We start from the raw sequence: 20,598 nt of genomic DNA on the forward strand, positions 1-20,598 counted from the left end.
AGATTTATCGTGTTACGAGTGGTACCATGATTAGAAGGGGTGACTATTATGGAAATTAATGATCTAGCACGTAAGGAACTTTTAGCGCAAGTAGAAGACTTGTCAGATGAAATAATTAATCAAAAACCAACTGAAAACAAATGGTCTATTAAACAAATTGTACAACATCTGTACTTAATGGAAGGTAGCGTTGCTAAAACTATTCAGACTAGGCTTGCTGACGACGATCAAAACATCACTACAGAAAAGCCGATTCAACTTACTGTGGATCGTTCTAAAAAAGTCGATGCGCCTGATTTCGTGAAACCAACTTCAGATTTTTCTACTCTCCATGACTTGAAAAGCAAGCTTTCTGCTACTCATTCGGCTTTAGATGATATAGCTGAAAACGCAACAGAAGATCAATTAGCAGTAAAGTCCTTTCCCCATCCTGTTTTTGGCGAAATGAGTCTTACGCAATGGATTCCATTTGTCGGCTATCATGAACTGCGCCATATTGAACAGATTAAAGAAGTAAAAGAACAACTCGGTATCTGATAAAGACCTCTGCCATAACGTTGCGTTATGGTAGAGGTCTTTTCTCTATCGCTGAATATAGTAAATGGCTTGCTGAATACTTGAAAAGGTTTTTAATATTTGCTGAGGATCTTTAGCTGACGCTAATTTATGTGCAAGATCTGGCGAGATGCCTGTAATATAAAGCTGACATCCCATAAGCTTTAATACTTGTTGAATTTCTAGCAACCGATCAATCGAAGTTCCTTGTTGCCAATATAAACCCGTTATATCAATCATTACATGATCTACTTCATTTAAGTGAACGTAGTCACTAAGCTTCGTAATTAATAAATTAAAACGTTCTTCAGTCATTTCACCAATTAATGAAACAGCCGCTAGATTATCGTAAATTCTCATGATGGGTAACATGAGTTGTTCTATTTCATGATCCTTTGTATGTAGCTCTTCTATTTGTCTGTATTGTACAGAAACGTCTGTCTGTGTACCAATACTATATGGCACCCCATCAATAACGGTTGGACGAAGACTGAGTCGATTCCAAAATAACGTACCGTCTTTTTTATAGTTTTTCAATACGATTGTAAGAGGTGTTCTTTCTGAAACCGCTTTTCTAATTTTCGAGACTGTACTAGGATCTGTATCCTTACCTTGAAGAAATCTACAATTACGCCCAAGTACTTCTTCTTGAGTATACCCTGTCATCGTTTCGAATGTTTTGTTAGCAAAAATTATTGGATTATCATCTTTCGAATCATCCGTTACCAAAGCTCCAACTCTACTTCCATTAATGATCGCTTCCATCAATTGACTTTGAACCGCCGCCGTTAATTTCTTTATTTTAAACACATCCTATCAATTCATATGATATTTATTATTTTAATAGTAGCATATTACTTCATAAAACATACAAATCATCTGAATCATCGTTGGCTTTGCTATGATAAAAAGAAACATCCCTCTGATACTTGCAAATCAGAGGGATGTTGTTTTATACATATGTGGCTTGCATCTCAGCAAGTTCTTTCTCTGAACATAAGACAAAATGTTCAGGAGCCACTTCACGAAATTCCACTTTTTCGTCAGGCCCATATTGATGGTCCTTCGGGTTATACGGATGGCGCACACGGGAACGTTCATAAATTGGGTCAGGTAGTGGAATCGCTGACAGCAAAGATTTTGTGTAAGCATGCATTGGATTTCGATATAATTCATCCGCTGGAGCCATCTCCACCAGTTTGCCGAAGTACATTACGCCAATACGATCGGAAATGTATTTAACCATTGATAGATCATGAGCAATAAATAAATATGTCAGCCCTTTTTCCGCCTGTAATTCTTTCAATAAGTTGACGACTTGCGCTTGGATTGAAACGTCTAATGCAGATATCGGTTCATCCGCAATGATGAATTCGGGCTCCACCGCTAATGCACGTGCAATTCCGATACGCTGACGCTGACCGCCTGAGAACTCATGCGGATAACGCTCAGCATGTTCACGATTTAAGCCAACAATCTCAAGCAAATCAATTACACGTTGCTTTCTATCCGTTTTACCTTTTACTAGACCATGTATATCTAGTCCTTCAGCAATAATATCCAAAACTTTCATCCGTGGATTCAAAGAAGCATATGGATCTTGGAAAATCATTTGCATCTTTCTATTCAGTTCATGATTTTCCTTTTTACTTTTTGGTGCGTGTACATCTACACCATTATAGAGAACTTGACCTGCTGTCGCATCATATAATCGGATCATTGTACGTCCTGTTGTGGATTTACCGCAACCTGACTCCCCTACTAAACCAAATGTCTCTCCACGTTTTATAGTGAAACTAATATCATCTATCGCACGGACTTCAGTAGATTTCCCTGCATTAAAATATTGTTTAAGGTTACGTACTTCAATTAAATTGTCTGACATCACACAGTACCTCCCGTCTGATCAACATAGTACCGGCTACCTTTGAATGTTTTCATACGCTCAATAATAAGGGCAGGCGGTTCAACCTGTGGTGCCTGAGAATGCAATAACCATGTCGCTGCGTAATGTGTATCGCTCACTTTGAAGAAGGGAGGTTGACGCTCCATATCGATCTTCATTGCATATTCACTGCGCAATGCAAATGCATCACCTTTTGGAGGATTTAATAAATCTGGAGGTGTGCCGGGAATCGCATACAGCTTTTGATCTTCTAAATCCATAGACGGCATTGAACTTAGTAAGCCCCATGTATAAGGATGTTGTGGATTATAGAAGATTTCATCTACTGTACCAATTTCGACGATTCGTCCACCATACATAACAGCTACTCGATCAGCAACGTTTGCTACTACACCAAGGTCATGCGTGATAAATATGATAGAAGTATCGGTCTTCTTCTGGATGTCTTTCATCAACTCGAGAATCTGCGCTTGAATCGTGACATCTAGCGCTGTTGTCGGCTCATCCGCAATCAATACTTTCGGATTACATGCAAGCGCAATCGCAATAACGATTCGCTGACGCTGTCCACCAGAAAATTGGTGAGGGTACATCTTGTACCGATTTTCCGCATTCGGTATACCGACCAAGTTCAATAGTTCAATGGTCTTTTTACGTGCTGCTGATTTATTGAGCTTCTGGTGTTTTAAGATCGGCTCCATGATTTGTCTTCCAATGGTCATAGTTGGATTTAATGAAGTCATTGGATCCTGAAAAATCATCGATATATCTTTTCCTCGAATCTTTTGCATATTTTTTTCAGGAATTTTCGTTAAATCTCTTCCTTCAAATAAAATTTCACCATTCTTATATTCCGCACTTGATTCAGGAAGAAGCCGCATGATTGATTTCGTCGTAACAGATTTACCTGATCCAGACTCACCTACGATAGCGAGCGTTTCCCCTTTATGTAAATCAAAGTTAACGCCACGAATCGCTTTCACTTCACCAGCAAATGTGTGGAAGGAAAGCTCGAGGTCTTTTACTTCTAATATTTTTGTCAACTTGCTCTCCTCCTCTTAATCTTTCATTTTAGGATCTAGTGCATCGCGCAGTCCGTCACCTATCAAGTTAAATGCAATCATAAGAACACTAATGACAATGGCCGGGAACAATAATACGTATGGCTGATTCTCCATCACTTTGTATCCGTCGTTAATCAATGTACCTAATGAAGCTGCTGGTGGCTGGAGTCCGATTCCGATGAAGCTCAAGAATGCTTCAAAGAAAATCGCATTTGGAATCGTGAACATCGTATTGATGATGATGATCCCTAGCATGTTCGGCAGTAAGTGTTTCGTAATAATTTTTCCATCTTTGGCGCCTAGCGTACGTGATGCCAATACGAATTCCTGTGATTTATATTTCAATGTCTGAGCACGTACAATACGCGACATTCCTATCCAACCCGTTATGGTGATCGCGACAATGATGGCGGTTATTCCAGGGTCCATAATCATAATCATCAAAATAACGACAATTAATGTAGGAATTCCAATCAAGATCTCGACAACGCGTTGCATGATATCATCTGTACGTCCACCGAAGTATCCAGAAATCCCTCCGTATGCAACACCTATAACCATATCAATAGCCGCAGCTACAAATGCGATAAATAGTGAAACACGAGTACCTTCCCAAAGTCTCGTAAACAAGTCTCGACCAAGTCCATCTGTACCGAACCAATAATATTCATCAACTTTTTTCATTTCGTATAGATTGACAGTCTTCCCTGCTAGCTTACCATCCCCATCAAAAAGTCCTGTTGCTTCAATACCCGGAATTTTAGGCGGTAAGTTTGCATGGCGTAAGTTTTGCGCATCTCCCGCATGTCCATTTAAATGGGGACCGATGAGCGCCATAACTATAACTAATAAAAGAATAACCATACTGACAATAGCAGCTTTATTCTTGCGGAGGCCTAACCACGCATCTTGCCAGAAACTCAAACTCGGTTTCTCAATTCGTTCGGAATGATGCGCGTCGATGGTCACTCGCTCAAAATCTTCTGGTGTTAATTTTTCTTGTTCGTTTTCATTGCGCATTATCCCTTACCTCCAGACACGCGAATACGTGGGTCGATAACCCCGTATAAAATATCCACAATAAAAATAACTGCAATAAGGAAAGCCGAGAACAATAATGTCGTACCCATGATCGTGGCGTGGTCATTCGTCATGATAGACGATACGAACTGTTCACCTATTCCTGGAATGGCGAAAATTTGTTCTACAACAAGTGAACCCGTTACCAAACCAGCTGCCAATGGTCCGAGAACTGTAATCAAAGGAATTAATGCGTTTCGGAATGCGTGTTTGAAAGCAATTTCGAAACCATTGGCACCTTTCGCTTTAGCCAACATAATATAATCTGAATTCAATACCTCAATCATCTCAGTCCGTATGAAGCGCGCGGATAGGGCAAGTGGACCCATAGCGAGTGCAAGCGATGGCAGGACACTAGATTTCCAACCGTCATTCCACAATCCGACCGGTAATAGATGCCACTCTGAAGCAATCCAATATTGTAACAATGATGCAAATACAAAGGACGGAATGGAAATACCGAGTATTGCAAAAAAGGTGCTTCCGTAATCCCAGAATGTATTATGCTTCAATGCGGCAAGCATACCTAGCAGGATTCCAACAATAGTCCCGAAGACCATCGCTTGCGCTCCCAAGATCAAAGAAGGTTTCAATCTTGTAGCCAATAAATCGTTAACACTCTTCCCTTTAAATACAAACGACGTACCCAAATCACCTTTTGCCAAGTTTTTCATATAGATTGCATATTGCACAGGCTTTGGCTTATCGATTCCATACTTCTTTTCAACAATTGCTTTTTGTGTATCATTCAACTTGTTGTAAGAAGCGATCGGTGAACCTGGCAATGTCTGCATAAGGAAAAAAGAGGCCGTTGCAATTAAAAACAGCGTTATGAACATATATACGATGCGTTTTCCAATATACTTAACCACGGTACGTTACACCTCCAAAAGAGTTTCTTACTTGTTATGCAAGTAACCACTTGACATTTTTCGACAATAAATTAAATATTGAAACTATTTACTGTTACTAAAAAGAGAGTATATGGATATCTACCCCCATATACTCTCCCCTATTAAACTCAAATCTTTACTACATTACAATTATTTTCCTGAAATGTACGCCCACTTAAAGCTATAATCTGCACCAAATGGATGATCCACCAAGCCTTTGAAGTAAGGCTTATGCAAGAAAATCAAACCACGCTGATAAATTGGGGCAATTGCTGCATCTTCATCAAGAAGAATTTTTTCAGCTTTCGCGAATGCTTCATAACGTTCTTGTGGTTTAAGCGCCAAATCGCCTTTGGAGTCTTCAATCAATTTATCGTACTCAGGATTAGAGTAAGACATTAGGTTGTTTGTTCCATCTGTTACAAATAGATCCAAGAATGAAATCGGATCTTGGAAGTCTGGTCCCCAACCTGATACTTGAATATCATAGTCTTGGTTGCCATCCAAATCCAGACGTACAGAGAATGGTACTTCTTTCAAAGAAATTTTTAGACCTTCCAAGTTACTTTCTAGTTGAGACTTAAAGTACTCGTCCATTTTCTTGGAAAGTTCAGTGTCTCCGCCAAGAATTTCAAGATCAAGAGATTCAACACCTAGTTCTTCAAGACCTTTTTTCCAGTGATCTTGCGCTTCTTCCACATTGTACTCCAAGTGGTTACCACTCAACTCACGGAAATCTTTCTCGTTTTCATCGAATGCAAAGTTCGTTGGTACTAAGAAATTTGCAGCTAATGAACCATTAGCTAGTACTACGTCTACCATGTCTTCTTTTTCGAAAGATTTAGCAATAGCTTTACGGATGTTCTCATTAGCAAGTGGTGTTTCTTTTCCATCACGCTCTTGGTTAAATTTGAAATAGAATACAGATGTTTCTGGTTGAACGACAGCTTCTTCATCGTCACGGTATTGCATAGCTAGGTCACCGGAAACTCCTGCACGATCTAACTTACCATCTTGATAAAGTTTAATTGCTGTAGCAGAATCTTTAACAACGTTTACATGGATTTCATTAAGCTTAACATTTTCTGCATCCCAGTAATGTTCGTTTTTAACAAAAGTCCAGCTATCGCCCGTTCCATCCCATTTAGTTAAAACGAATGGTCCGTTTGAAAGTAGATTATCAGAGTTTGTTGCAAATGCGTCCGCTTTAGAAGTTACAAACTCTTCTTTAAGTGGATAGAAAGTTCCAAATGACATAAGTGACAAGAAATATGGTACTGGACGCTCAAGTGTTACTTCAAACGTCTTTTCATCTACAGCTTTAACTCCAAGCTCAGACACTTCCATTTTCTCTTCAGAGATTGCTGTTGCGTTTTTCACTACACCAGACATCATGAATGGTCCGTAAGGTGAACCAGTTGCAGGATCAATTGCACGCTGCCAAGCATACACGAAATCGTTTGCTGTAACAGGTGTTTCATCAGCCCACATTGCATCACGAAGTTTGAATGTATACGTTAATCCATCTTCACTAATTTCTGCTTCTTCAGCAGCCATTGCAGGTTCTGCAATATTTTCTTGGTTTAAACGGTATAAACCTTCGTTAATATTGTTCAATACGTTAAATCCAACTGCGTCTTCTACAATTGATGAGTCAACGGATGGGATAGCAGCAGATTCAGCTAAGTATAATACTTGCTCAGCATCTGGCTCTCCTTCTTCGTCTTTAGCATGCTTTTTTTCTTCAGTTGCCGCATCTTTGTCCTTGTCGTCCCCGTCTGTTGCTGGTTTCTCTTCGTCTTTCGAACCGCCACATGCAGCTAAGAACATACTTAAGACTAATGTTAGTGCCATTAATATAAGCCACTTACTTCTCTTCAAATTGTTGACCTCCCCTTTGATGTTTTTGTAGTGCTAGCTTTTTCATTATACAAGAAAAATGTATAGATGTAAACGCTAACAACGCTATTGTCGTAATTTTGAACTATTATAGAAGATTCTACACATTTTAATTTATATCTTGTATGATAGACAGTAGTTATACACTCTATTAATGAAAAGAAGGATTCCATATGAAACGTAATATTATTGTATTTCTACTATCTCAAGTAGTGATTGTTATTTCTGTTTTTTCAGTATACGGTGAAATCTCACTACTCGGCTATATTAACGCTTCCTTTTTTGTCAGTGGATTTCTACTATTTATCGGTGCAGTGGTATTCATTATCCGTACAGGCTCTTTTGACTTTTTCATGAGAAGTACACGAAAGGTCTTTGCTTTGAAAGGCCAGAGGGAAGCGCTAGATTCGATGCGTGTCCCATCTGAGACGATGTCGGTGAGTCCGGCATGGTTTTTCGCTGCTGGTATACCAACTTTCCTTTTGATGATTGTTGCGCTTCTGGTATACTATTTATAATTTTTAATCCCGACAGAACACCTTAGGTCTATTATTTTCCACGTTAAAAGGAGGCTGGGACATAACTAGCCAGAAGTGAGCCAAAAAAGGGTTCGATCATCGGTTTTTGATGATCGAACCCTTTTTGTATAGAAATCCTTGTATGATTTCCTATATGTTTACCTCCCTGGCAGTGTACTTTCTCAAGTTCACTGCCAGTAAACCGAAGGCTAATTCATTTTTCACCTTTTCCATTCCCCTTACAGAGAAGCGAGTGAACCCTAAATTAGCCTTCAGGAATCCAAAAACTGGCTCTACGTCAATCTTGCGGTTGCCGTAAATTTCACCTGTTTTCATATCTGAAAGCTTTTCTCGAATATATTCTTTTTGCTGTTCCCACTTTTCATTCACATACAGCTTCCTATTGTTCTCTTCTTTTGCTTTGGTACAGAAAGAGCGCAATGGGCAGCTTGAACAATCCTCACATTCGTATACTTTCATGGTCCGTGTGAATTGATAACGATCCGTCCGATTGGAAAGATAGCGGAACACGAGTTTTCTGTTATTTGGGCAAGTAAAGGTATCCGTAGTTTCATCATATACCCAATTCGCTGTATTGAAAGGGTCGGTTTTGTACTTCTTTTTCTTTTCTTTGCGATATTGGTTATAGGTAATAAGCGGAACGCGCTTTCGATTTTCGATGACATCTCCGTAATTCTGTTCACTTCCATAACCGGCATCCGCGACAATATACTGTGGCAGATCAAAAAAGTCTTGTTCAATAGTATCTAAGAACGGAATGAGTGTACGCGTATCGGTTGGATTTGGATACACGTCAAAAGCGAGGGTATATTGCCCTTCGGTCGCAATCTGCACATTATATCCTGGTTTTAGTTGACCATTTTTCATATAATCATCTTTCATCCGCATAAAGGTCGCATCGTGGTCCGTCTTCGAGTAGCTGTTACGATTGCCAAAGATCTTCATATCGTGTTGATATTTCTGCTTTCGATCCAAGAAGTCTTGAAATTGTTTACGGTATTGTTTGGGTTCCTTTCGTAGCGAGCGAATTTGTTTACGTTCCTCTACATCTTCGCTAGCGTTAATCTTTTCTGTATATGTTTGGATGGTTTCATCTAGCTTCTCTACTACTTTAGAAAGTTCCGCAGTAGATAGTTCATCAAGACTTTCCCGTTCGATTTCAGGAATGATTTCTTTTTCTAATAACTCTTCATACATCTGACTGGATCTTTCTACAAGACCCGAACTATACCGTTCCACGGACTTGCGCCAGACAAATGTAAATTTGTTCGCATTCGCTTCAATCTTCGTTCCATCAATAAAAATGGCCTCTTCATCAATTAGCTGTTTTTGTACCAGCTGGCAACGAAATTGCACGAAGCACTGGCGTAGTAATTCTTTCACTTCAGGATGAACGCGGAATCGATTGATGGTGCGATAGCTTGGTTCATAACCTTGGGCTAGCCACATCATGCGAAGGCTATCTTTTAACAATCCTTCTATTTTTCTGCCCGAAAAGACAGATTGTGTATAGGCGCACAAAATGATCTTTAACATCATACGTGGATGATAAGATGGGCAACCTGTCTCACGCAAAAAACTGTCAAACGCTTCTTTCGGAATGCTTTCGACTAAGTCATGGACTGCGTAAGCAATATCATGTTCTTGTAAGTTAATTTCTAAATCTAAAGGTAAAATCAGTTGATTCATGTTATAATTTTTAAACATAAGGATACCTCCGATACTTTTTGTTGTGGTGACTAAATTTTATCAGAAGGTATCCTTTTTTTCTTCATAAAACTAAAAAATCTTATATAAAAAAGAACGGACTCCATAAACTTCAATGGGTCCGTTCTTTTTCAATTCGAGGAGGGTTTTGTCCCAGCCTCCTTTTCGGAGTTATTTACGTTCTTCTACGTCTAATTTACTTCCATCATTAAATTTAATTTCCACTTCAATCTTCTCGTAATTTGCATCTAAGCCAAAGATTTTTAGTACTTGGTCAATCGTTTCCTGCTTTGTACTGTCTTTCGTCAAATCGAGTTGTTTAACCTTAGGGTACAGATCATCAAATGCTTCTTGGTTTTTCAAGTATACGCCATTTACTTCATCTTCCACTTTCGCTTCAATTGGTTCGTTTTCGTCTTGTTCAATATCCGCTTCGTATTCTTTATCTCCACTATACGAAACTTCTATTTGAATTTCTTTAAATGAAAGTTTGTCCATGTCTGCTTTCATATCATTCGTTGCAGAATCTGGTTGCTGTACAGCATCTGTGTTACCTTCGTCGGCAGAGTTTTTGTTAATATCATCAGTTGCGGGCTCTAAAGGTTGTTCCACAGGCGGCGTTGTGCTTGAATTTTCTTCCGTAGCGTCATTCGTTGTATCAGTCCCACATGCTGCGAGGCTGAGTGCCATGACGGATATTCCAGTTAGTAACATACGATTCATATACTATTCCTCCTAAAAGTTGTCTTACTTTTATTGATACCCAGATTTCTATTTTTTAATCGCTTAGTTTTAATTAATGAAGGGTATGTTGTACGTAAAGGAGTGATTGTTATGAATAATAAAGATTCCTTAATTGCTGTAGAAGCTATTGATTCTATTGAATCAGCGGTGCATACAGAGAATCATTTACGGCGTGCACACGCGATGGGTGTCGCATTTGATGCGACTTTCCAGCCAACTGAGGCAGCTGTACCTTGGACAACAGCTGCTCATCTACAACAAACAGAAGTTCCTGCTGTCGTACGTTTTTCTCACAGTTCTACAAGCCAAAACTCAAATGAGCGATTGAATCCAGTTAAAGGAATGGCAGTACGTTTTCAGTTATTTAATGGTACATTCACAAATTTGACTATGGCCAATATACCGATCTTCGTCAGTAAAACTCCAGATGCCTTTATTCGTCTAATACAGGCATTCGATTCTACTAGTACATGGTCACAACGAATAAATGCACTGATACAAGATACAGAGCACAAAGCATTTGGTTCCATTTTAAAAAAACTACAACCTTTTCGTAATTTCGAGTCTCTTCATTACTATTCTATCCATGCGTATTATTTGATAAACAAGGAATTGCAAAGACAAGCCGTCCGATTTGAATGGCAACCTCTTCCGCAAAATGATGATGGGAATGTCAACAGCTCTATGGAAAATGAACTCATTCGTAAGGTAAAATCAGACCAGTCTATACGTTTTCGCTTACTCATACAATTTGCTGAACTAGGAGATGCAATTGATGATCCTACTATCGCCTGGCCCGATGATCGAGAAAAAATTGAAGCAGGAATCCTGACACTGAAATCTCTTCGCGCAGATAACGCAGAGTCCTTCATCTTTGATCCAACAGTCACTATAGAAGGAATAGAATGCAGTGATGACCCAATATTACATTTCCGTTCCATGGCATACACTGAATCCGCCAAGCGACGCGGCGTTAGGTAGAGGAAGTAACCACCCTTTATTAAAATTATACAAGCAATAACAATATACTCCTCGATACTACCATTCTAGTGATTCTTTTCGAACCAAGTATGAATATATACATCCATAGATGTGAGTGGTCAATCGTTAACTTCTTTACAGTTAGTTACTGAAACCTTTATTGGACGGCTGAAAATAATGAAAAATACCTCACTATATTTACTAAGAAAATGCCTGATGTATCCCTCGCGATATTTCAGGCATTTTTCATTCACGATCTTCTGATAACCCTCTACGTTGAATACTTCCCCATTCACGCTTTTTGCGCAGTGCACTAATTATCCCCTCAGTTCGCCAAATAAGAGTTAGTGGCCTATACCAAAACACTTCGGTTAATGACAACATCACTAGACGAAATAGATCTTTCACTGCGGGATACGTATTACGGCTCCACGCCTCCAATAAGATGGATGCCATCGAAAACAATGATCCATATAAGATGAATAATAACCCAAGAATTCCAGCGAAAACTATATACGCTTCTCCCATAAATAGACATAGGACCATGTAGGCATAGCCAGCCAATTCTATTACCGGTCCAAGCAATTCAATAAACAAGAAATAGGGAATAGATAGTAGCCCTACGGAACCGTACTTGGGATTAAACGCCATTTTCTTATGTAACCATAGGCTTTCGGCTAGTCCTTGATGCCAACGTCGACGCTGAGTACGTAAATCTTTGAAGTTATCAGGAGCTTCTGTCCAACAAACAGGATCTGGTGTAAACACAATTTCTTTATCTTCTTTACGATCCGATATTTCTTCATGTAACTTAACTACTAATTCCATATCCTCTCCAACTGTATTCTTAGTATATCCGTCTACTTGCAATACCCATTTCTTTGAAAAGACACTGAATGCTCCCGATATGATTAACACCATATTGTATTTACTAAGCGCCATCCGCCCCATAAGAAACGCACGCATATACTCTATAATTTGCATTATGACGATAGCTGAGCTCGGCAAACCTTCTCTAACCACTTGCCCCATTTGGATTTCATAACCATTGGCGATCCGTACAGTGCCGCCTGTCGCAATCACTTCTTTATTAGATTCCATGATAGGCTTCATTACACGCAGCAGTGATGTACTGTCCAATATGGAATCTCCATCGATTGAACAGAAATATGGATATTTTGACACATTAATTCCCACATTTAAGGCATCCGCTTTTCCACCGTTCACTTTCGTAATCAACAGTAAATTGGGGTGCATATCGGATTGATAGATAGCTTCAATAGGTTGTGTTTCAAGTTGTTGATTCACTACCTTCCGAATTGGTTTCATATTGAAATGCTCAATTACGACATCTTCCGTATTATCTATAGATCCATCATTGATTACTAATATTTCAAATTGGGGATACTGCAATGCTAACAATGAATAAATATTTCCAAGCACACCTTCTTGCTCATTGTAAGCAGGAACAATTATCGTTACGGGCTGCGTATATATAAAATCTACCGCTCCTTCATCCGATAACTTCTTCTGTAACTTTCGTTCCTTACCTAACTGAATAAAGGCGATAAGTAACATGGATGAATACGAAAAAATAACAGCCAGCATATAGACGAGCAATATATAGCCAACAAACCCAAAAAACGAAGACGTGATTAAAGGTGCGTTCATCTTAGTACTCCTTTCCGAACATCTCTTCCGCTACATCGATCGCAAACTCATCCGTGGACATGGTTATAACAGAGTAAAGTGCTTGGTGACCATTTTTCAAAGATTTAATCGATTTGGCAGCTTGGGCACGAACTTGATAGTTAGGATCTTTGATTAAACGTTCAAGTATAGGTAATGCTTCTTCTGTCGTTGCAAAACGGAAAATCTTCGCTGTCATCAGACGTTCTTCCCAGATGGTTGAATGTGAGAATGATTCATATAACTCAAGCGAATTCGCTACTTCCAACTCAGCAATACTTTTTAATGCTCTAATTCGTATTTCCTGCGCCGGATTATCCAAACACTGATGCAATAAAGGAAGCCAATCAAGGTAATGATGAACACCTATAATTTCAATCATCGTCAGCTGAAGCAATTCAGGCAAAACATTGAAGTCTTTTGCGAGTAAATTAATCTGTTCTTCATCTAATTCCATCAACAATTTTTTATAATCAAATTCACCTAGTGGTACTTTCGGAGCCACGAAGTGAGTTATGAAATCAGCACGAGAAAACTTTACTATTATCTCATAAATCAATAATAATTCTGTTTTCGAATACTTTTTCTTTTTCTCCAACAACGACGAAACCGGGTCCAGCATAAACTGTAAGTTGAATAAGCTGATTTTATTGAGCGTATTAATACGCAGTTCTCTACTCCGACTAGTGAGATATTTACTATAGTAATCACTCATATATAAAGAAGCAAAAGCATTTACCTTGTCATTAATTTCATCTGAGGAAAAGTGGTAGCTAATGCGGAAAAACAACTCATCAATTGCTTCGAGTTCTAGATTGTTATGAGGTTTAAGCGCTACAATTGACAATCCGTCTCCGAATAAATATTCATACCAGTCGAATTGACGGTCTTCGATATACTTTACAATCGCCTCTTTTTTTTTCACTTCTTGCATTCTATAAAACACAAGTAAAAAGAACAGAGCGAAAAGTATAATCAACAACACTCCGATGACTAGTAGCAATGATAGTAATATCTTATCCATGATAAATTCGTCTCAACACTTTCTTTATTTGTGATTCAAATAATTTCGGATTGAATGGTTTCGTTATGTATTCATCGACCCCGTATTGATAAGCGTAAATCATTTCCGCTTCACTTTTTCTCTTGGTCATCATAAAGACGTGATATTTCTGCGTATTCGGCAATTCGCGTAGTGTGTATAATACTTCTAATCCATTTTTTCTCGGAAGAATATCATTCATAATGACTAAATGAGTGTGAGAAGACTGATACCAATTGGATTCAATGAAATATTGTCCATCACGGAACACTTGGATATCCAGGTCCAGTTGTTTTACTGAAATACGCTCCACTAGCTTCTGTATAATCATCGTGACAACGGGGTCATCTTCTATAATACTCACTCGCACACATTGTCGCTCTAACTTTCTAAAAGAACGATCTTTTACATAAGGCGTATCACCTCGTAATTGCAATGCACGGTTTACCGAATCTTTTCCAACTTGTAACACATCTTCAAACATCGCATCTCCATTACGAATTTCAATTACTGAAACGCCCACTCGGTAAGAACGAGTGGATTCGGTGCGGCGCAATCTTTCAATAAAGACATCCGCTTCATCTTCTCCGGTATTCGCCATTAGAATGATATCCGGTTCACCTATCGGGAAACTGAATAATAAATCTGAAGTACGCATCTGCTCCAGAAGAATTTGCTTCATTTCAGGACTTTCAGGGCTCTTGACAAAGACAAGGGTGAACACTTGCCGGAAACGTTTGGTGTTGGCCATCTGCCAATGAAAGAGTGAACGAAAGAGTGAAGCATCCAAGATATTCAGTTCATTTTTATTTATTTGCATACTCATTACACCCTTCCTCAGCTAACTTATTGTTAATCTTTCTTCAAGTAGACAATGCGTAGTAAGCTCACTATCATTGCTATGTTAGTGAGCTTACTCTCATTTTCCAGTAAAGGTATCACTACCCTTTTGACTGTTTTTTCTCTTATAGGTTTCATCTAAGATCTCTTCCATCATCGGGTAATATGTCAGCCAATAGAAAGCCGAAACATCTTTAGCAAAGTATTTGTATACGGTATGTACCCCTTGCCATTTAACAATGGGATTCTTATCAAAATCTGCATAGTCTCCCGCAAAATAATAGGTATTCGCCTGTTCTTGATGTAACACTGCAGGGAATACTTCCGGAATATCGGCCTCTTGTAATACACTACGACCTTTTTCCGTCAAATTAAATTCATATGTCGCCAATATTTTGGTTTGTTCAAACGGTTCGACTACATCGAACCAATACATATAATTCGATGAATATACTTTTGGGAATTTTTCTTTTCCATCTTTCGTTAACTTAAAATGGGCAGCACTTTTATTTTCTTGTCCATCTAAGACAATCACTTTTCCAGATGTATGGACAAACGCGAGACCTGAACCAGCAAACAACCATTCACCATTCTTCTCCTCTTTATATCCTTCGATAAGCCATTGGGGTACTTCTGTATTCGACAAATCAGTAAAATAGCGTCCAATCCATCCTGTCCAAGTAATCCCTAGTTCCTTTTGCATGATCGTACTCATATCTTCACTAGTTGGTGATGCAAAACTATTGAATTCTGCGATTAATGTCGTGTCCACACCTTTGCTAGCCATTAGTTCGTTCCACTCCATCAATTCCATACCACCGTATAGTAGTTCCGATCGTGAACCATCAGGTTTAGCTTTAAGATCATCGCTGAATACACCATACGTATCCGCTACATAGATCATATCAAGTGGCCGTTCGCGAAATGGCTCCATCGCGACTTGGTCATACGGATCGAACCCATAATAATCAAGACTTTTATCATAAGGTTCCTTGTCAGGCCGCACGATTTTCTTTCCTTCTAATATATGAAAAAAACCGTTATGCTCACGATAATCTTCCTTCGCGACCGATTTATCGATCACTGCTATATCCAGTATTTTCTCTTCTTTGAAAGCCCAATAAATTCGTGGAGACAACACGAGTAAAATCAACAGTATAGCGATGGCTATTTTTTTCACTAAGATGTCTCTCCTTTACTTATATTGATTACTAGTTAATTTTTCGAATTTCCTTCTTATTATACTGTCTAGTATTCTTTCAAACAATCTGTATGTACATAATCACAGTATAAATATACTAGAAAATTGAAGTTATGTTAGTGTATAATTAATTAATAGTACTAAAACATCATGAAATTCTATTCTATCCTACGTAAGTAGAGAAAGGTGACTACTATGTCTAAAAAATCCCGAAGTATTTGGATGGTAGCGATTCTATTGATTCTATCTAACTTTATTTGGTTAAAACCAATGTTAACTATGCGCATTGACCAACCAAAAGCCACATGGTTGTGGCATACATCGCAAATACTTAATCAGTCTAGTACACTCATCGAGTTTTTAGATAAAAAAAATGTATCCTCGTTGTATTTGCAAATTAACGCAGATATACCAAATGATGCTTACCAACGCTTTATTCGCAAAGCGAGCGAGCGAAATATAGAAGTACACGCCCTGGATGGCGCGCCATATTGGGCAACTGACCAACAATCTGTTCAAAATTTCTTTCAATGGGTAGAAAAGTATCAATCGGTTTCCCAAAACACTGAACAGTTTACCGGTATTCATTTGGATATCGAACCGTATATTTTGCCTACATGGGATTCTAATTTACAAGGGACCGTTCAGGGCTATCAGCAGAATATCCGATTCGCAGCCGACAAATCCGCTAACCTTGGATTACATTTTGGAATCGATATACCGTTTTGGTTTGATTCCATCAACTATTCGAATGTCATAGGTGAAGGTGTACTATCAGAATGGCTGATCGACCAATCCGATAGTATAAATGTCATGGCTTACCGTAACAAAGCGGATGGACATAATGGAATGATCAGTTTAGCAAAAAGCGAAATGAATTATGCTAGCGTTGCAGGCAAGCAAGCGCGCGTTGCAATAGAAACTAGTAAATCTTCTGAAGGAGATTATCTATCTTTCTTCGGTAAAAATAATGCATATATGGAAAAACAGTTAAAAGAAGTTGAACGATCATTTAGTCATGCTGAAGGGTTCCGTGGAATTGCTATTCACTCATTAGAGAGCTGGATGATACGTAAATAGTTGGTTATGTATGAGAAGTGCGACCATCTAGAAAGAGGTTGCTAGAAAAAATATTTTTTAAGCCCATTTTTAAAAACGTGAATAGGAGACTTTCTAATCATTTCAGCTAATCCTATTTAATGGATCTTTTATAGATTAGTTGCAATAATTATGTTGCTATTAGATGACTTCGGTACAGTGCCGAAGTCATCTTTTTTTTACAAATTGCAGTATATAGTAACTGCAATAAAAAATAATAGTCAACTTAATAGACTATATCACTTTCGAAGCAATCTAAAAATTATTCTCTAGAGTACCCCTACTGAATGTTGTATCGCTTTTATTGATACTAAATTCTCTACTCTCATATGGATTAACTTTAATTTATAAAGGGTATATTACTACGTGAAGGCTTGATTTACACACGACGTATGTTGCATTACATACGATTTGATTACTACACAGATATTCAGCCCTGTTCTATTCATGCATACTTTTAAAGACCAATTCCCCAACGAGATAAGCTACCTTATTTACATAGCACCCTTTTCCTCAACGTCATGATTAAAATGCCCGCACTTTTACAGAAAATGAACTCATTCTTCTTAGTTGAACGAAAGGAATCTATACGTTTACACTTACCAATACAATTAACTGAACAAGTTGTTTTTAATTGATACTCCTCACTATTGCCTGCCCAATAACTGAAATAACGAAACATGAATGTTACAATAAACTCTTTTCTTGTAAAGAATAGAAGATCTCTCGTCCCGGATCCACTAGTACATTTCTGTTCCGCATTGCCCGATGAATCCACTAAGCAACACGACGTTAGTGAAAGAATTTACCACTATTCACCAAAATCGAAAAGGTATTTTATAGCATGACAGTTTTCATTAAAAAATAAATATTTTCAATGATTTTTTTCTATGTGTCATTTACCTATGAATCTATAATCATATACAAAATCAGACTTTTGTAATGTTATTTTTGCAACTACATTTCAAACTTGATTTTTTTATTACACTTTTGTTAAACTAGCAACGTGTCAATTCAATGAACGGATCAAATTCATCATCTTGCATGAATCAGAACATGCTAGCTAGGCTGGCAGGAGGGGTTGACTACTTATTACAAGGAGCTGATGTGTATGACTACGGAAGAAGAAAAAGTACTGAATACTATGGAAGAAGATGAAACGGAAAAGGATTATTCCTTAGATCGTGTACCTTTGGAAGACCGCAATAAAAGTTGGCTGAGCATTACGAACATCACGTTCGGAATCGCAACTGCCATCTTTTATTTTCAAATGGGTAGTGTCATGGCTTTGCAATTCGGTGCACCAAACGCTATCGTTTCGGCTATCTATGCTATTATCGTCGCCGGCTTGCTTGGTACGGTCATTGCGTATTTATCCGCTAAATCCGGCATGAACGTTAACCTATTATCACGGGGTGGCGGATTTGGCTATATCGGATCATCGCTAACATCATTGATTTATGCTTCAAACTTTATTATGTATTGTGCATTTGAAGGATTAATCCTCGTTTCTGCTGTACACTATTTCACACCTGACTTTCCTAAATGGATTTTAATTGTCGTCTTTGGTACGCTTGTTATTCCATTGAATTGGTTCGGAATTGAGCAATTGGACAAGCTTCAAAAATGGTCCATGCCAATATTTATGGTGTTCCTAGTCGCAGCCATTGTATTATCGTTCATCAAACCGGCTGTTTATACAGGACCCGTATTCTCCTATATGCCTGAAGGCGTTCAGTTTGGTGGAACAGCATTATTGTTCTGTATCGGGATGCACAATGGAATTATGGGGTTAACGGCTTTACTCGCATCAGACTATGCACGTTTCCTAAAGCCGTCCGATAGAAAGTTCGGTTCAATTGCAATCGGTTTCATCCCACAGATTTTCTGTTATGGAGTAATGGGCGGACTTGGTATTTGGTTCGGTGTGCGATTCTTGGAAAAAGATCCAGGCGTATACATCGTACTGTTGTTAGGCATCGGTGGTGCATTATTTACGATGTTGACACAGTTGCGAATTAACGTCACCAATATCTACAGTAGTTCTTTATCGCTATCAAATTTTTTCGAGAATGTTTTCCGCTTCACTCCCGGACGCAGATTCTGGGTAGTTGTCTCAGCTGTAAGTGCAATCTCATTAATGCTTGGTGGAATCGTGGATCACTTAGATACTGTCATGACATTCCAAGGTGTTTTCTTATTTTCTTGGGCTGCTATTCTTGTGACAGATGCAGTAGTCGTTAAAAAGTGGATGAAAATAGGTCCCACTTATTACGTTGCGAGACAAGAATATTTATATAAATGGAATCCCGTTGGTGTTGCATCGCTACTTATAGCCAGTACATTCGGCTCCATTGCGGCATCAGGTTATCTCGGTATATTCCTACAGTCTACAGCTGCATTTATGGCTGCTATATTGGCTGCTGTATTGACAGTAGTCATCGCTATGTATACAAAAGGCAAATATTATTTAATACGAGAGCCAAATGATATTACTGCAGACGATAAACTAGGGTAATAGTAAGCTACTTGTGAAAACTGGATAAAACGTAAATAATAGAATATACATGAAAAAAGCCGTCTAATTGAGACGGCTTTTTTATGGCTGTAATATGCTTCAAATTCACGCTTTGTCATCTTGTTGATAGAAAACTGGCGGCACAGATCCAAATACTCTACGGTGATATAACATAGGGTCTTTATTTTTCTCGACTTTTAGGTCGATTACTTCGCCTATAATAATAGTGTGATCACCAGCTTCAACTGTTTGGAACGTTTTACATTCGAATACACCGAATGCATCCTCGATAATTGGTAATCCATTATCTGACATCTCCCATTTACATGTAGAGAAACGATCCTCTACACGACTCGCAAACGTACTACAAAGCTCTTGTTGATCACCTGCAAGTACATGCACAGCAAATTTACCGCCCTCTGTGAATGCTTTAATAGAAGAAACTCTATGATCAATAGACCATAAGAGAAGCATCGGATCCAAGGATACAGAGGCGAAAGAGTTTACTGTCAGTCCAACTGGTGTGCCGTCTTCAGTTACTGCAGTCAGCACTGTTACACCAGTGGGGTAATTCCCCATAATTTCTTTGAATAAATTCTGTTGTTGTTCTTTTTTCATGAAACATTCTCTCCTTTATAAGTAAGCCAATTTGCGTAACGGATTTAGTCCATCACTTTTGAGGTAGGCATGTCTATATCCATCATAGCACTTTCACCACCTTTCTTCAGTTTTCTCTTCTTGTAATCACTATTCTTTTGGAGTATGCATTTTTTCACCACATTTCATTTATTCTGTATTGTCATTACCGTTACTAAAGAACCACTTGTGAAATTTTAGGTTTA

General features: G+C 38.5%; 18 protein-coding genes. 5 read left to right on the forward strand and 13 right to left on the reverse strand.

Annotated features, from left to right (window positions below):
• The first annotated feature begins 48 nt into the window (after positions 1-48).
• Complete coding sequence (locus CSV60_RS07550) at positions 49-537, forward strand: DinB family protein (RefSeq protein ID WP_099636518.1); 489 nt, start codon at positions 49-51, stop codon at positions 535-537.
• Positions 538-582: 45 nt separating this feature from the next.
• On the opposite strand, the gene ytvA is transcribed toward CSV60_RS07550, so the two are convergent.
• The 6 genes from ytvA to CSV60_RS07580 form a co-directional block, all read right to left on the reverse strand.
• Positions 583-1,320 (reverse strand): YtvA family blue-light photoreceptor, encoded by a 738-nt coding sequence (gene ytvA, locus CSV60_RS07555; RefSeq protein WP_233189577.1) that lies wholly within the window; start codon positions 1,318-1,320, stop codon positions 583-585.
• 187 nt (positions 1,321-1,507) lie between these two features.
• A complete protein-coding gene (locus CSV60_RS07560; RefSeq protein WP_099636520.1) occupies positions 1,508-2,440 on the reverse strand; it encodes an ABC transporter ATP-binding protein in 933 nt (310 codons plus the stop codon).
• Complete coding sequence (locus CSV60_RS07565) at positions 2,440-3,504, reverse strand: ABC transporter ATP-binding protein (RefSeq protein ID WP_099636521.1); 1,065 nt, start codon at positions 3,502-3,504, stop codon at positions 2,440-2,442. The genes CSV60_RS07560 and CSV60_RS07565 overlap by 1 nt, the downstream gene beginning before the upstream one ends.
• Before the next feature lie 15 nt (positions 3,505-3,519).
• The gene (opp3C, locus tag CSV60_RS07570; RefSeq protein ID WP_099636522.1) at positions 3,520-4,545 is read right to left on the reverse strand and encodes an oligopeptide ABC transporter permease; all 1,026 of its coding nucleotides are present in this window, start codon (positions 4,543-4,545) and stop codon (positions 3,520-3,522) included.
• The gene (gene opp3b / locus CSV60_RS07575) at positions 4,545-5,477 is read right to left on the reverse strand and encodes an oligopeptide ABC transporter permease (protein ID WP_099636523.1); all 933 of its coding nucleotides are present in this window, start codon (positions 5,475-5,477) and stop codon (positions 4,545-4,547) included. The genes opp3C and opp3b overlap by 1 nt, the downstream gene beginning before the upstream one ends.
• A gap of 171 nt (positions 5,478-5,648) precedes the next feature.
• Positions 5,649-7,379: a peptide ABC transporter substrate-binding protein gene (locus tag CSV60_RS07580; protein ID WP_099636524.1), complete on the reverse strand. Its 1,731-nt coding sequence runs from the start codon at positions 7,377-7,379 to the stop codon at positions 5,649-5,651.
• Positions 7,380-7,570: 191 nt separating this feature from the next.
• On the opposite strand from CSV60_RS07580, the gene CSV60_RS07585 reads away from it, so the two are divergent.
• The gene (locus CSV60_RS07585) at positions 7,571-7,915 is read left to right on the forward strand and encodes a DUF3899 domain-containing protein (protein ID WP_099636525.1); all 345 of its coding nucleotides are present in this window, start codon (positions 7,571-7,573) and stop codon (positions 7,913-7,915) included.
• Positions 7,916-8,065: 150 nt separating this feature from the next.
• Here CSV60_RS07585 and CSV60_RS07590 read toward each other — a convergent pair whose 3' ends face one another.
• Positions 8,066-9,643, reverse strand: a complete 1,578-nt coding sequence (locus tag CSV60_RS07590) for an IS1182 family transposase (RefSeq protein WP_143565327.1) — start codon at positions 9,641-9,643, stop codon at positions 8,066-8,068.
• Positions 9,644-9,814: 171 nt separating this feature from the next.
• On the reverse strand, positions 9,815-10,366 hold the full coding sequence (locus CSV60_RS07595) for a YusW family protein (protein ID WP_099636526.1): 552 nt from the start codon (positions 10,364-10,366) through the stop codon (positions 9,815-9,817).
• Positions 10,367-10,477: 111 nt separating this feature from the next.
• On the opposite strand from CSV60_RS07595, the gene CSV60_RS07600 reads away from it, so the two are divergent.
• Entirely contained in the window at positions 10,478-11,368 is an 891-nt protein-coding gene (locus tag CSV60_RS07600) for a catalase (protein ID WP_099636527.1), read from the forward strand.
• Between the two features lie 246 nt (positions 11,369-11,614).
• Here the strand turns inward: CSV60_RS07600 and CSV60_RS07605 are convergent, their stop codons facing one another.
• From CSV60_RS07605 to CSV60_RS07620, 4 genes are all read right to left on the reverse strand, one after another.
• Complete coding sequence (locus CSV60_RS07605; RefSeq protein ID WP_099636528.1) at positions 11,615-13,039, reverse strand: glycosyltransferase family 2 protein; 1,425 nt, start codon at positions 13,037-13,039, stop codon at positions 11,615-11,617.
• A gap of 1 nt (position 13,040) precedes the next feature.
• Complete coding sequence (locus CSV60_RS07610; protein WP_099636529.1) at positions 13,041-14,081, reverse strand: HEAT repeat domain-containing protein; 1,041 nt, start codon at positions 14,079-14,081, stop codon at positions 13,041-13,043.
• A complete protein-coding gene (locus CSV60_RS07615; protein WP_099636530.1) occupies positions 14,074-14,925 on the reverse strand; it encodes a response regulator in 852 nt (283 codons plus the stop codon). Before CSV60_RS07615 ends, CSV60_RS07610 begins: the two co-directional genes overlap by 8 nt.
• Before the next feature lie 93 nt (positions 14,926-15,018).
• Entirely contained in the window at positions 15,019-16,119 is a 1,101-nt protein-coding gene (locus tag CSV60_RS07620; protein WP_099636531.1) for a hypothetical protein, read from the reverse strand.
• 216 nt (positions 16,120-16,335) lie between these two features.
• Between CSV60_RS07620 and CSV60_RS07625 the strand changes: the two genes are divergently transcribed.
• Positions 16,336-17,220 carry an amidase gene (locus CSV60_RS07625; RefSeq protein WP_099636532.1) on the forward strand — a complete coding sequence of 295 codons (885 nt, stop codon included), beginning with the start codon at positions 16,336-16,338 and terminating at the stop codon, positions 17,218-17,220.
• Positions 17,221-18,349: 1,129 nt separating this feature from the next.
• The gene (locus tag CSV60_RS07630) at positions 18,350-19,756 is read left to right on the forward strand and encodes a purine-cytosine permease family protein (protein ID WP_099636533.1); all 1,407 of its coding nucleotides are present in this window, start codon (positions 18,350-18,352) and stop codon (positions 19,754-19,756) included.
• 105 nt (positions 19,757-19,861) lie between these two features.
• Here CSV60_RS07630 and CSV60_RS07635 read toward each other — a convergent pair whose 3' ends face one another.
• The gene (locus tag CSV60_RS07635) at positions 19,862-20,374 is read right to left on the reverse strand and encodes a flavin reductase family protein (RefSeq protein ID WP_099636534.1); all 513 of its coding nucleotides are present in this window, start codon (positions 20,372-20,374) and stop codon (positions 19,862-19,864) included.
• Between the last annotated feature and the right edge of the window lie 224 nt (positions 20,375-20,598).

Origin of the sequence: Sporosarcina sp. P7 (assembly GCF_002743425.1) — a bacterium.
Lineage (GTDB): Bacteria > Bacillota > Bacilli > Bacillales_A > Planococcaceae > Sporosarcina.

What these genes read in the sequence shown, in the direction of transcription:
- CSV60_RS07550 (WP_099636518.1), top strand. Translation starts at nt 49, where the DNA reads ATGGAAATTAATGATCTAGCACGTAAGGAACTTTTAGCGCAAGTAGAA.
- ytvA (WP_233189577.1), bottom strand. Translation starts at nt 1,320, where the DNA reads ATGGAAGCGATCATTAATGGAAGTAGAGTTGGAGCTTTGGTAACGGAT.
- CSV60_RS07560 (WP_099636520.1), bottom strand. Translation starts at nt 2,440, where the DNA reads ATGTCAGACAATTTAATTGAAGTACGTAACCTTAAACAATATTTTAAT.
- opp3C (WP_099636522.1), bottom strand. Translation starts at nt 4,545, where the DNA reads ATGCGCAATGAAAACGAACAAGAAAAATTAACACCAGAAGATTTTGAG.
- CSV60_RS07585 (WP_099636525.1), top strand. Translation starts at nt 7,571, where the DNA reads ATGAAACGTAATATTATTGTATTTCTACTATCTCAAGTAGTGATTGTT.
- CSV60_RS07590 (WP_143565327.1), bottom strand. Translation starts at nt 9,643, where the DNA reads ATGTTTAAAAATTATAACATGAATCAACTGATTTTACCTTTAGATTTA.
- CSV60_RS07595 (WP_099636526.1), bottom strand. Translation starts at nt 10,366, where the DNA reads ATGAATCGTATGTTACTAACTGGAATATCCGTCATGGCACTCAGCCTC.
- CSV60_RS07600 (WP_099636527.1), top strand. Translation starts at nt 10,478, where the DNA reads ATGAATAATAAAGATTCCTTAATTGCTGTAGAAGCTATTGATTCTATT.
- CSV60_RS07605 (WP_099636528.1), bottom strand. Translation starts at nt 13,039, where the DNA reads ATGAACGCACCTTTAATCACGTCTTCGTTTTTTGGGTTTGTTGGCTAT.
- CSV60_RS07610 (WP_099636529.1), bottom strand. Translation starts at nt 14,081, where the DNA reads ATGGATAAGATATTACTATCATTGCTACTAGTCATCGGAGTGTTGTTG.
- CSV60_RS07615 (WP_099636530.1), bottom strand. Translation starts at nt 14,925, where the DNA reads ATGAGTATGCAAATAAATAAAAATGAACTGAATATCTTGGATGCTTCA.
- CSV60_RS07625 (WP_099636532.1), top strand. Translation starts at nt 16,336, where the DNA reads ATGTCTAAAAAATCCCGAAGTATTTGGATGGTAGCGATTCTATTGATT.
- CSV60_RS07630 (WP_099636533.1), top strand. Translation starts at nt 18,350, where the DNA reads ATGACTACGGAAGAAGAAAAAGTACTGAATACTATGGAAGAAGATGAA.
- CSV60_RS07635 (WP_099636534.1), bottom strand. Translation starts at nt 20,374, where the DNA reads ATGAAAAAAGAACAACAACAGAATTTATTCAAAGAAATTATGGGGAAT.